General features: G+C 41.5%; 11 protein-coding genes. 9 read left to right on the top strand and 2 right to left on the bottom strand.

Annotated elements, in window-relative coordinates:
• Both ABJN95_RS07990 and ABJN95_RS07985 read left to right on the top strand, forming a co-directional pair.
• The gene (locus ABJN95_RS07990) at nucleotides 1-2,196 is read left to right on the top strand and encodes a molybdopterin cofactor-binding domain-containing protein (RefSeq protein ID WP_348369857.1); all 2,196 of its coding nucleotides are present in this window, start codon (nucleotides 1-3) and stop codon (nucleotides 2,194-2,196) included.
• A 22-nt stretch (nucleotides 2,197-2,218) separates the two neighbouring features.
• Complete coding sequence (locus ABJN95_RS07985; RefSeq protein WP_348369856.1) at nucleotides 2,219-2,800, top strand: RidA family protein; 582 nt, start codon at nucleotides 2,219-2,221, stop codon at nucleotides 2,798-2,800.
• A gap of 1 nt (nucleotide 2,801) precedes the next feature.
• Here ABJN95_RS07985 and ABJN95_RS07980 read toward each other — a convergent pair whose 3' ends face one another.
• Nucleotides 2,802-4,064 carry an aminotransferase class V-fold PLP-dependent enzyme gene (locus tag ABJN95_RS07980; RefSeq protein WP_348369855.1) on the bottom strand — a complete coding sequence of 421 codons (1,263 nt, stop codon included), beginning with the start codon at nucleotides 4,062-4,064 and terminating at the stop codon, nucleotides 2,802-2,804.
• A gap of 166 nt (nucleotides 4,065-4,230) precedes the next feature.
• Here ABJN95_RS07980 and aqpZ point away from each other — a divergent pair, with 166 nt between their 5' ends.
• The 7 genes from aqpZ to ABJN95_RS07945 all read left to right on the top strand — a co-directional run bounded on the left by aqpZ (nucleotide 4,231) and on the right by ABJN95_RS07945 (nucleotide 10,599).
• Nucleotides 4,231-4,926: an aquaporin Z gene (gene aqpZ / locus ABJN95_RS07975; RefSeq protein ID WP_348369854.1), complete on the top strand. Its 696-nt coding sequence runs from the start codon at nucleotides 4,231-4,233 to the stop codon at nucleotides 4,924-4,926.
• A gap of 95 nt (nucleotides 4,927-5,021) precedes the next feature.
• On the top strand, nucleotides 5,022-6,338 hold the full coding sequence (locus ABJN95_RS07970; RefSeq protein WP_348369853.1) for a gluconate:H+ symporter: 1,317 nt from the start codon (nucleotides 5,022-5,024) through the stop codon (nucleotides 6,336-6,338).
• 159 nt (nucleotides 6,339-6,497) lie between these two features.
• Nucleotides 6,498-6,962, top strand: a complete 465-nt coding sequence (locus tag ABJN95_RS07965; RefSeq protein WP_348369852.1) for a RidA family protein — start codon at nucleotides 6,498-6,500, stop codon at nucleotides 6,960-6,962.
• 4 nt (nucleotides 6,963-6,966) lie between these two features.
• Complete coding sequence (locus tag ABJN95_RS07960; protein WP_348369851.1) at nucleotides 6,967-8,079, top strand: D-TA family PLP-dependent enzyme; 1,113 nt, start codon at nucleotides 6,967-6,969, stop codon at nucleotides 8,077-8,079.
• A gap of 2 nt (nucleotides 8,080-8,081) precedes the next feature.
• Complete coding sequence (locus tag ABJN95_RS07955) at nucleotides 8,082-9,146, top strand: membrane dipeptidase (protein WP_348369850.1); 1,065 nt, start codon at nucleotides 8,082-8,084, stop codon at nucleotides 9,144-9,146.
• On the top strand, nucleotides 9,143-9,883 hold the full coding sequence (locus ABJN95_RS07950) for a GDSL-type esterase/lipase family protein (RefSeq protein ID WP_348369849.1): 741 nt from the start codon (nucleotides 9,143-9,145) through the stop codon (nucleotides 9,881-9,883). The genes ABJN95_RS07955 and ABJN95_RS07950 overlap by 4 nt, the downstream gene beginning before the upstream one ends.
• Before the next feature lie 68 nt (nucleotides 9,884-9,951).
• Nucleotides 9,952-10,599: a hypothetical protein gene (locus ABJN95_RS07945; RefSeq protein WP_348369848.1), complete on the top strand. Its 648-nt coding sequence runs from the start codon at nucleotides 9,952-9,954 to the stop codon at nucleotides 10,597-10,599.
• 219 nt (nucleotides 10,600-10,818) lie between these two features.
• On the opposite strand, the gene ABJN95_RS07940 is transcribed toward ABJN95_RS07945, so the two are convergent.
• On the bottom strand, nucleotides 10,819-13,002 hold the full coding sequence (locus ABJN95_RS07940) for an acylase (protein ID WP_348369847.1): 2,184 nt from the start codon (nucleotides 13,000-13,002) through the stop codon (nucleotides 10,819-10,821).
• Nucleotides 13,003-13,113: the final 111 nt, after the last annotated feature.

The raw sequence follows: 13,113 nt of genomic DNA, 5'->3' as shown, positions 1-13,113 counted from the left end.
ATGTCAACAAAAACTGAAGGTGCTTCACCTCTACCAAATCCTTTTAGTCGCAGGCAATTTCTTAAGTCATCAAGTGGCGTAGCTTTATTTATTGGCGCGGCAGGAATCTTACCTCAGATAATTGCGTGCAAAGACGAGAAAAAAGTTGGTGAACTATTCCAAAAACATGCGATAACGGCCTGGGTACAAATCACGGAAGCTGGTGCTATTACCATTTACAATCCTGCTGCTGAAATGGGGCAAGGATCTATGACCTCCTTACCTCTGATTTTTGCAGAAGAAATGGACGCAGACTGGTCAAAGGTAAAGGTAGAATTTTCCCCGCAGGAGAGCGATATTTACGGTTCAGAGGGCTGGGTTCCTGGCAGCAAGCTCATGTTTACCGTGGGAAGTCGCACTACCAAAAGTTATTTCCCTGTGATGCGAAAAGCAGGGGCACAAGCCCGTCATGTTTTGCTGAATTCAGCTGCGGCGCATTGGGGTGTTCCCATTGCTGAATTGACAACTTACAACAGTCAGGTTAGGCATAAAAAAAGCACTAAAAAGATATCCTACGGAGAATTAGTGCCCTTTTTAACCATGCCCAATACCTTACCCGATTTCGCAGCGGTAGGGTTAAAAAAACCAGAAGATTTTCGTTTGATTGGCACGAAAATTCCACGTACAGAAATTCCAAGTAAGGTAGATGGCAGTGCACAATTTGCCATTGATTTACGTCTGCCCCAAATGGTATATGGGGTATTGGAAAGAGGAAAAACAAACGGTGCTAAGCCGACATTGACCAACGAGACCGAGGTCTTATCCGCTGAAGGGGTTTTAGAAATAGTAGCCTTTGATTACGCTATAGGCATAGTCGCAAGTACCCTTGAGCAAGCGTTAAACGCCAAGCAAATGCTAAAAATAGACTGGAGCAAATCTGAGGCTACAGGCTATAATTCTCAGGAAATTTACTCGAAATACAAGGCAATCGCCGATCGTAAAACACTAGGTAAAATAACGAATGAAATAGGTAATGTTGAACAGGCGATGCAAATCGCAGCCAAAACCTATTCTTCAGATTTTAAAAATGATTATGTGTATCATGCCCAAATGGAACCTTTGAACGCCGTAATTCGTGTTTCTAAAGATCTACAATCAGCAGATGTGTGGGTTGGAAGTCAACAAGGTGCAGATACTAAACTGGGGGTGCCTAGTATCTTAGGCATAGCCCCAGAAAAGGTGAAGGTACATTTACAGTATTTAGGCGGGGGATTTGGAAGAAGAAGTATGAGCGATTTTGTACAAGAATGCGCTCATTTGGCAAAAAAAATGGCTCCGCTTCCGGTAAAATTAATTTGGACACGAGAAGATGATCTTACTTACGGAACTTTTCGCCCACTTTCACTTCAGCGTATACATGCTTCTACAAATGCCCAGGGAACATTAACAGGTTTCTCCCATTGTGTAATTGGCGATGGAGGACATCTTGTGGCCAGTGGAGCTAGGAACGACCATTATGATATTCCCAATCAATTGGTTGAATGGCGAGAGGTGTCACATGGCATTCGCTTGAAACATTGGCGCTCTGTGGGTCATGGCCCGAACAAATTCGCAATTGAAACCATGCTCGATGAGATAGCCTGCGATCAGGGAGTGGATCCTGTTGAGTTTCGAAGAAAATTGATGAAAAATTCGCCAAGAGCTTTGGCCACCCTGGAAGAAGCAATGGCGTTGTCAAAATGGAAAGAAGGTTCTATGGCCGGTAGAGCAAAGGGGGTCGCTTTCGTCGAACATGGATCTTTAGGTACTGGAATATGTGAAATTTCGGTTAACCACAATACGGGAAAAATCAAGGTTCACCATTTTTGGATCGCGTTAGATGCTGGGGTAATTGTTCAACCTGAAAATGTTAAAGCACAGATGGAAGGTGGTATACTTATGGGTATAAGTAGTGTACTTAAAGAACAAATAACCATTGTAGACGGAAAAGTACAACAATCAAATTTTCATGACTATAACCTATTAAGAATGCAAGAAACCCCAGATAGTATTCAAACCAGTCTCATTCAATCTACTGAAACTCCTGAAGGGGTCGGCGAAACCGCAACGCCCATGGTCGCTGGTGCTATAGCCAATGCTTTTTTTAAATTAACAGGCAAAAGATTGCGGCATCTACCTTTTACACCAGATCGCGTGTTGGAGGTATTGAATGCGTAATCTATTGCAGAGAAATTCTCTTATGTTAAAAATAAACAGATATGCTTGTTATTTTCATCGTTTTACGACTATCGCCATCGGTTTTCTGGCTTTTTATTCTTGTGGCTCTCCAACTCAAAAAATCGAGGCGCTATACAACTACGATATCGAAGAAAAAATCGCTGAACTCGGTATTGAACTAAGTGAGCAGAAAACACCACCCGGCCTCAAAATTAAAATGGCTACCCAAAGCGGTAATATGATATATCTATCTGGCAACGGACCCATTTCCGCAACTGGTGAACGTATTGAAGGTAAAGTTGGAACAGACCTCACCACCGAAGAAGGTTATGCAGCCGCTCGTTTAACCGCCATAAACCATCTCTCCGTTCTAAAAGAACAAATTGGTGAATTGAACAAAGTAGTTCGCGTTGTAAAAGTATTCGGTATGGTCAATTGTGATGCCTCCTATTCCGATCATCCAAAAGTGATTAATGGTTATTCTGAAGTCATGATCGAAGTGTTTGGAGAACGTGGTAAACATTCTCGGTCTGCAGTCGGCATGAACTCGCTTCCTTGGAACTTGGCCTGTGAAATCGAAACTATTGTGGAGATTCAGGAATAAATCATCCCCTACCAGCCAAAGTCTTTATCGCCTTCACAAAAGAATCTAGCTCATTTGTTGTGGTATACACATTGGGTGTAATTCGGCAGCCCTGAACATTTTCACGATTAATACCCACTGTGAAGATCTTGAATTCATCCATCAAATTCTTGGCCAAGACGGTAGGTTTCATATGAGTAATACCCACATTGGCTATTCCACAACTTCGATGTTCATCAACAGGCGTATTGACAACCACGTTCTTAACTGCTCGTAATTGGTCGCTCCAATAACGCTGTAAGTACCGCATTCGTTTTTCCTTACGATCAATACCGATCATTTCTAAATAATCGATAGCATCATTTATGGCCAAGTCTGTATACACTGGGTGCGTTCCTGTATGATTTAACCTGCTAATATCTCCAGGCTCACGATCATGTTCTGCCAACAAAGGCCATATTTTAGAAATCTTTTCCTTTTTCACAAATAGTAGTCCTGCGCCCAAAGGAGTGCTTAACCATTTGTGCAAGCTACTACCGTAATAATCGCAGTCCATTTCTTTAATATTGACATCGATATGACCTACACAATGTGCCCCGTCAACCATCACTTCTACCCCATGCCTATGGGCCATATCACAAATCTTTCTTATAGGTAGTATTTGACCCGTAATATTTACCATGTGACTAACCATAATGAGTCTAGTCTTGGGCGTTAATTGACCTTCATACAATGCAACAATCTCCTCATCAGAGGCAGGATGGTTGGGAACGGAAACCATCTTATTTACGATTTTGTAGCGCTTCGCCATTAACTTAAAATGTTCTTGCATGGCCCCGTAATCTTGTGCTGCAAAAATAGCCTCATCTCCTTCCTTCCACGGAAAACCTCCCGTTATCAAATCAAGAGATTCCGTTGTATTTCGGGTAATAACAACTTCTTGTGCATCACAGTTTACCAACTTGGCCAAACGGTCGGCGACACTTTTTTTATTGTCCCATTGTACCGTCCGCATATAGTAAGAAGCTTCGTAATTCACCATTTTCACATGCTCCATAAATTTCTCAAGCGTAGGTTGGGGTACAAAGTTGTAGTAGCCGTTCTCTAGATTGATATAATCTGGTTTTAAGGCATAATCTTCTCTAATCCGTTCCCAAAATTCCTCTTCGCTATCAAAAGGATATGGTCTTGTTTTCTGTTTTACTTGAGCCTGGGCCGTCAAGGGTAAAAAAGGGGTTACCATGGCCATTTGCCCTAGGTTTTTAAGAAAGTCTCTTTTAAGCATATCATACCTATTTAATACCAACAAGATAAAAAAGAAAAGAGTACCAAATCGCAAACTGATCGGAATTAATTTGCTCTAAATGTGCGTCTTAAAGTTCTCTATTAAGAGAATTTTAACTACATTATAAGACAATTTTAATTTAATATTTAACTAAACCCTCGAAAAAATGAAAAAACTAGTAGCTGAATTTATTGGAACCCTATGGCTTGTGCTTGGTGGGTGTGGAAGTGCTGTACTTGCGGCAGGATTTCCTGAATTGGGAATAGGCTTTGTGGGAGTATCTCTGGCCTTTGGACTCACTGTTGTTACCATGGCCTATGCCATTGGCCATATCTCTGGCTGTCATCTGAATCCCGCTGTTTCTATCGGATTATGGATGGGTGGTCGTTTCGATGCTAAAGATTTAGTACCGTACATCATAGCGCAGGTTATTGGCGGTATTGCAGGCGCGGGAATATTGTACTTGATTGTTACCAATCAAGCCGGATTTGAAGGAGTAGGAGGTTTCGCTGCCAACGGTTTTGGAGAGCATTCTCCTGGCGGGTTTAACATGACCGCTGCCCTAATTACCGAAATAGTAATGACCTTTATTTTTCTTTTTGTGATTCTGGGTAGTACACACTCAAAAGCGCCAAAATATTTGGCTGGTTTGGCGATAGGTTTATGTTTAACCCTTATTCATTTAATAAGCATTCCTGTTACCAATACTTCTGTAAACCCCGCTAGAAGTACTAGTCAAGCACTTTTTGCCGAAGGTGGGTGGGCTATGGGTCAACTTTGGCTGTTCTGGGTCGCCCCTATTGTGGGTGCGATTTTAGCTGGGCTGGCATATAAATATCTTTCTCCGGAAACTGATAATTAAAGACTTACTAAAATTTTGGAAATGCATTCTGGCCAAGGGTCGGAGTGCATTTTTTATTTGGTATATTTAAACCGTACTTTTCAAAAAGCCAGCTAATGCCAATCGCCATTGTTATTACAGGGATACTCATTTTATTCCTTCTTATTGCCCGTTTTAAACTCAATGCCTTTATCGCCTTTATTTTAGTATCTCTCTTTGTCGGTGTAGGTAACCAAATGGAAATACTTGATGTGGTTAAATCTATTGAAACAGGACTCGGCAAAACCTTAGGCGGACTTATACTGATTCTAGGTCTTGGGGCTATGCTCGGTAAATTGGTTGCCGATAGTGGCGCAGCCCAGCGAATTACCACTAAACTCGTTGATAAATTTGGAAAAAAGAACATTCAATGGGCCGTGGTCCTCACGGGTTTTATTGTGGGCATACCCATGTTTTATACTGTGGGTTTTGTCATCTTGATACCTCTGGTTTTTACCGTTGCTGCTGCAACAGGTCTGCCATTGATCTATGTTGGGTTACCCATGTTGGCATCGCTTTCCGTTACCCACGGATACCTTCCGCCCCATCCAGCTCCAACAGGAATAGCCGTAATGTTCAAAGCGGATATTGGCAAAACCTTGCTCTATGGAATTATGGTAGCCATTCCGGCAATCATTGTTGCAGGACCTCTATTCTCTCGTACGATTAAGAATATAAAAGCAACTCCTTTAAAGGAATTTATAAATCCAAAAGTCTTGACAGATGATGAAATGCCCAATATGTTCATCAGTATTTTTACGGCTTTGCTCCCTGTTATTTTAATAGGAATAGCTGCTATAATTGATGTTGCTATTCCAGAAGAAAGTGCAGTAAAAGAAGTCGCATCGGTCATTGGCAATCCGGTGCTTGCCATGTTGATTTCGGTATTGGTTGCTATTTACACCCTCGGTCTGGCACGAGGTCGAAAAATGAGCGAAGTGATGAACTCTGTAGCCAGCGGTGTTACTGGTATTACCATGGTTCTGCTAATTATCGCAGGTGCCGGAGCATTAAAAGAAGTATTGATCGATAGCGGTGTTAGTGATTATATTGGCAATATGTTGAAAGGTTCTACCATTTCTCCTTTGATTTTGGCTTGGCTCATTGCCACCGTAATTCGAATTTGTGTAGGCTCAGCAACCGTTGCAGGATTGACAGCAGCTGGTATTGCACTTCCACTATTAGCAGATTCTGGTGCGAGTCCTGAATTAATGGTATTGGCAATCGGTTCTGGCAGTTTGATGCTTTCGCATGTAAACGATGGTGGCTTTTGGCTGTATAAAGAATATTTCAATCTATCTGTAAAAGACACCCTAAAAACATGGACGGTAATGGAAACCACCGTTGGGGTAATGGGTTTGTTAGGTGTTCTTGTATTGGATATCTTTATTTGAAATTCTAACAGCTGTTGAAGCGCGTATGGAAAATAAAGAAGATGTTATGTGTTTGTAAACGAGAACGCTATGCTACCAGAATTAAGAAACTAGACTAACATATAGGTGCTTTAAAACATCACCTTTTAGTAATCCATAAACTTTAAAAACGGAACAACGATGAGCACACCTTCAGAAAAAATTAAAGAACTAGGGCTAGTCTTGCCCCCAGCACCTCCTCCGGCAGGGCTATATAAGCCAGTATTGGTAGTTGACAACTTTCTATACGTATCGGGTCAAGGACCTATGTTGTCTGATGGTTCACTATATAAAGGACGTGTTGGAGACAACTTAAGTTTAGAACAAGGTAAGGAAGGTGCCCGCCATGTTGGCTTGACCATGTTGTCGACCATCACTACGCATTTTGGCGATCTTGACCGAATAAAACGCCTGGTAAAAACCTTGGGTATGGTTAATAGCCATCCCGATTTTGGCGATCAACCGCTAGTTATTAATGGTTTTAGTGAATTGATGGCAGCTGTCTTTGGGTCTGATCATGGCGTGGGTGTTCGAAGCGCTGTCGGCATGATACTACCCAGTGGTATTGCCGTTGAGATTGAAGCTATGTTTGAACTTCACAAATAGAATTATGCCTGAAAACCCTTGGTACGCATTAACAGATTCAAGTAAAGTGAATTCGCCTTCGTTGTTGGTTTATCCAGAACGTATTGAAGAAAACATTCGCAGCATGGTCGCTATTTCAGGTAGTGTTTCCAATTTGCGGCCACATATCAAGACGCATAAAATGGCCGAGATTGTACAGATGCAACAACGTCATGGCATTCAAAAATTTAAATGTGCCACTATTGCCGAAGCAGAATTATTAGGTCAATGTGGTGCTAGCGATATCTTATTGGCCATGCAACCCGTTGGCGCCAATATAGGCCGTTTTTTCAAGTTGGTGCATGCATTTCCAAAATCTCATTTTTCAACCTTGGTCGACAATGAAACTACGCTTTCTCAAATTGCCCAAAAAGCAGCAGAAGTAAATAAAATTGCAGCCTTATATTTAGATATCAATTCGGGTATGAATCGCACCGGATGTATTCCGAATGAGCAAGCTGTTTCCTTATATAGTTCCATGGAAAATAACCCGAATATTCATGCGCAAGGATTTCATGTCTATGACGGACATATTCACAATTCTGATATGCAAGAGCGAACTGAAACATGCAATGCAGCATTTCAAAAAGTGTTGGATTTGAAGGATGCCATTAAAAAGAATGGCATTATCGTTCCTGATATTATTGCCGGTGGTTCCCCATCTTTTCCTATACATGGAAAAAGAACCGGAGTTGATGCCAGCCCCGGAACCACCTTACTTTGGGATGCCCGTTATGCAGAACTTTTCCCTGAAATGCCCTTTATACATGCGGCCGTTTTGTTAATACGTATTATCAGCAAACCTGCAGAAAATATCCTTTGCTTTGATTTAGGTCATAAATCTGTAGCTCCTGAAATGAACTTCCCAAGGGTACAAATATTAGGCTTAGAGAATAGCAAACAAATAGGTCAAAGTGAGGAGCATTTGGTAGTTCAAACTCAACGGGCAGCAGAATTTGAGGTAGGCCATGTTTTCTACGCCATACCTGTTCACATTTGCCCCACCGTGGCCAAATATGAAGAGGTATTGACCGTTTCAGATGGAGCAGTAACAGATTCTTGGAAAGTTGCTGCCCGGAATCAAAAAATTACAATTTAAGCATGTTCATATTCGATGCCCATCTTGACCTTTCTATGAACGCCATGGAATGGAATCGTGATCTTACCAGGTCAGTAAGAGAAATTCGTGATAGTGAAAGGGGCATGACCGACAAACCCGATAGAGGAAATAACACCGTTTCCTTCGAAGCGATGCGCAAAGGCAATGTGGGGCTTTGTATGGCTACGCAAATCGCACGCTATGTACATAAAGATAATGCGCTACCAGGATGGAATTCACCGCAACAGGCATGGGCGCAAACTCAAGGTCAATTGGCTTGGTACAAGGCAATGGAAGAAGCTGGAGAACTAGTTCAGATTCGAAATAGGGAACAACTTAATGCGCATTTAGAACGCTGGAAAACGTCAAAAGAGAAAATACCCATTGGCTATATTTTGAGTTTGGAAGGAGCAGATTCTATAGTTTCTATTGATTATTTAGAGAGGAGCCATGCCCAAGGTCTGCGCGCTATTGGTCCGGCTCATTACGGCCCTGGCACCTATGCTCACGGCACAAACTCTGTTGGAGGCATTGGCGCAAAAGGCAAGGCACTACTCAAAGAAATAGAACGTCTTGATCTTATTTTAGATGCCACCCATTTATGTGATGAGAGTTTCTGGGAAACCATGGACCATTACAAGGGTGCGGTTTGGGCGAGTCACAACAATTGTAGATCATTAGTGAATCATAACCGCCAATTCGCCGATGAGCAAATTAAGGAGCTAATCAATAGAAAGGCTGTTATAGGAGTTGCCTTAGATGCTTGGATGATGGTGCCAAATTGGGAACGCGGTAAGTCTACCCCAAAAAGCATGGGGGTAAGCCTTCAACAAATGGCAGATAATATCGATCACATTTGCCAGTTGGCCGGTAATACGTTACATGTGGGCATCGGAACCGACTTGGATGGCGGTTTTGGTAAAGAACAAAGCCCCTTCGATTTGGATACCATTGCAGACCTCCAAAAGGTACCTCACTTGTTAGCGGAACGCGGATATACTCCGGAAGATATTGAAAATATTATGAGTCTGAACTTCATTCGATTCTTGCAAAATACTTGGCAATGAATAGAAGAGAATTTACCATCGCATCTGCCTTAGGGGTTACCGGAAGCATTCTTTTTGGTTGTAGCGATTCAAGACCTTACCCTTTTAAAAAGAATCAAGTTATTGCCTGTTTCGGTGATAGTATTACCTATGGTGGGGGCAATGGATATGTGGAAATTCTCCAAGAATTGGCAGATAAATCACGGCCTGATCTGAACCTCAACTTTTTGAATTGGGGCAAAAGCAGCGAGACCATAACGGGCTTAACAGAAGTCGGTCATCCCGGCCCTAGGCCTTATATTTTTGAAAGACTCGATGAGCTTTTAGCCAGTAGACCAATTGACATCGCCCTATTTTGCTACGGAATCAATTGCGGTATATACGGCAAACCTTCTCAAAAACTCTTTGACAGTTACAAAATAGGTGTGCTCTCAATTCTTGAAAAGGCAAAAGCGAAAAATATCAAAGTGATACTGTTGACTCCACCACCCCTGACCTTGAAAACCGCTCCTCTCGAAATTGATGTTGAAGCGGAATTCACCTGGTTGAATCCGTATCCAAATTACGATGAAGAGGTATTACAAGAATTTAAAAAAACGGTACTGACCTTAGAACATGATGCTCTATTCACAAGTATTGATATTCATACCCCGCTTTCTCAAAATCAGGCGACTTGTTATGATAAAGATCCGATACATCCCAATTTGACTGGTCACCGCTTAATTGCGCATACGATTATCGAAAAATTGAGGATTTAACAGCAATTTAAGCCCCTCTGGCAAGGTATTTGTTATTTTTGAGGAGATTTAACGATCTTTTTCTTGCTATGAAAACACTTCTTAGAACTGTAGTATTTCTGATTCCATTGTTAGGGTGGTCGCAAACAGATATTCCGACGACAAAGCCATTGAAGATCGAGGCTGCCAACAAATTAGACAAAGAAGGAAAAAAAGATAAAGGTACCGCCCTGCGCATACCTGATGTGATCAAGGAGCAACCCAAAATCAATTTTAAGGATTCACTAGGAAGAAAGCCTGTAAAAATGGTCGATGACCGTAAATTGGTGCAGGCAGGTGCTGGCATGAAAATCGACCCCAAAGTTGGACCACGAACGGCCAAAGAAGGGTCAAAAGATCACTTTCCAGATCAAAATCTAGGCGAAATCAAAAGCAATGGCAAATTCGTCGGTGTTGTAGCCCGAGATCATGAATTTGTTGATGGTGACCGAGTAAAAATATATCTGAACGAAACCATCGTAGACCCTAACATGTTGTTAACTGGGGCTTTTAAAGGGGTGAATATCGATTTGAATAAAGGTTTTAACAGAATAACTTTCGAAGCCCTGAATGAAGGTTCTTCATCACCGAATACGGCACAAGTCGATGTTTATGATGACCAAGGGCAATTGATTTACTCCAACAAATGGTTGTTATCAGGTGGGTCTAGAGCTTCTTTGATTGTCACCAAGGAATAGGACCATCTCAAGGCAAATTTTTCAAAATATTGTATTGTTGATAACTACAGCGATTCGCTCGTTGCGACATGGATTTGTCAATTTATCTCATTGACAAACGAGTGCATTTTACAAGTCTGAACTCTTTGCTGACCTCCGAATTTTTAAAAGTGCGCTTCAATGTGCTCAGCTTGAAAAGTATTTTGAGTTGTCTCACTCTTGCTTTCGAATTTAGTAAGCTTATCTTTTCCCAGGTACATAGGTTTCTTTCGCTCGTTTTAAAACATCCTCTTTATAATACGGTACATCTTTCCATTGCACATTGGCATACCTTTGAATTTGGTCGTCAAAATGTGGTGATGTTGGATCTCCACTTTGGCCTCCTGCTAAAACTGTTTTTGCCTTTACTTTTTCCCCAAATTCTACAGCCGCCACAAAGCTATTGCCCCTAGTACCATACATTTTTTTGGTATTGTTATCATATCTAGCTCCATATGCCGCTAAGGCACCCCATCTTCCAGAAGCAAAACCTATAGGAATGCTTGGTTTACTATCATCAAATGGCTGACGAATATCTCCGTTTAAACGTTGGTATCTGTTGACCTCTCCCCAAGGTATTTTCCAAGTGCCAAAATCAGCAGTTAGCTGATCAATTACAGCTTCAAAAATACGAAGGCGTTCTTGTATTGGAGATTGACTCCCCCAATAGGTAACGCGTTGCATAGGTGTCATTCCAAGAGGGTATTTTCCCTCTTGATAGTATCGTGTGCCATAATAGTGAGCCAGAGTCATAGCAACCGATGCTGTAGCAGTTCGATAATCCCATTCGCCTAGCACATCGATAGCACCCTGAAGCTTTGGATTTCGATCATGTTGGTCGTAATAGGCCTTTATCAAACCTGGAATCAATGCCTGAAAAGCAGGCAAATAAGGGTCATGGGCCAGGCTTATCAAACTATCTAGAGTGTAGCCTTTTTTGTCTTTTAACAAGTTGATGGCATGTACTCCACGAAAGTTCTCTCTGTCAATAGACATATAATCGGGATAGTTTTCTTTCTTGGGGCTGAATTCTAGGGCAGCAGTATAGGGAGTAGAATTACAATTCTGCAGCCAGCCGTTCTCAGGATTTAGCAAACCGATATTTTCATCAACCGTATGCAAGCCTTGCCAATCAGTTTTAGGATTCCATCCTGCTACGGGTTTCGAGTAGTCAAAAGACTGATCTCGCTTGGGAATAAAATTTCCGTGAAAATAGGCGATGTTGCCTTCGGCATCGGCATACACCGTATTGTTCGAAGAATTAGTTCTGATATCCATCATTTGCCGAAACCCTTTATAACCCTCTTGTTTTGTTCTAATAAATGACTGCTCTAAGGCTTTTACTGGTTCCCACATCATTGCTGAAGCTGTCCATTGACCATCTTCCATGTGGGTAATAGGTCCATGATGGGTATGGTAAGCAGCAAAAGTTTTTTGCGTTAAACTATCTCCTTCTTTGTACTTCAACTGAATCTTGGAAACCTTTACTGGTCTTAGCTCTTCTCCATATTGATAGACAATATTACCCTCTAGCCTCGTAATATTCTCCTTGAACTCGTCCATCACATCTGTATATGTTGATGTGTGCATCCATCCGGTTTTTTCATTAAATCCTTGGTATACAAAAAACTGCCCCCAAGTAACCGCGCCATACGCATTTAATCCTTCCTCACTAACCACATGAACTTCACCCCGAAAGTAGAAAGAAGTGTGTGGATTAATCAATAACATGGTGTTACCCGATTCGGTCAATTTTCCTGAAATTGCAATTCCATTGGAGCCTTGGGGTTCTGTTATCTCTTCTTTCTTTTCCAATTCTATAAGCTCCGCCTGGGGAATTTGTATCTCACCTTCATAAAAAGCTTTTAGTTTACTAGTTCGAATTCTTTCGATATCGCCCCCAATAGAACCTTCGCTGAAATACATAGGCATCCACGGTTCAAAATGAGTCAATAATCTAGGTTTAACTTCTGGGTGGGTTTCCAAGTAATAATTAATACCATCAGCGAAGGCGTCACAGAGTTTTTTCAACCAATCAGGACTCTTCTGATAATTAGCTTTTGCCTCCGCTTCAGTCATAAACAATTTAGCACGCAAATCACTAAACAACGCTTCTTCACCTTCAACTTCAGCTAAACGACCCGTTGCCCAAATATAATTTTGTTCAACACGATTAAAATCATCTTCACACTGGGCATAAAGCAACCCAAATACAGCATCTGCATCTGTTTGACCATAGATATGAGGCACTCCGAAATCGTCACGGATGATGGATACACGCTCTGCTTTTTCGGCAAGCGTCAATTGACTAAAATCTGTAACCGATTTGGAATCCGTTTTACAAGACGAAAAAACAACAAGTACAACAAGTAGTATGGTTCTCATAAGCATTGAATTAGCAGTGTAAATTAAGCGACTTGATAGTGAAATACTAATTTTTACTTAAAAAACAGTGGAGATTAAATTCACCATTTTTTTAAAGTACCTTGCATATTC

Source organism: Maribacter sp. (genome assembly GCF_039974175.1).
GTDB lineage: Bacteria > Bacteroidota > Bacteroidia > Flavobacteriales > Flavobacteriaceae > Maribacter_C.
This window is presented reverse-complemented; position numbering and strand designations above follow the sequence as displayed.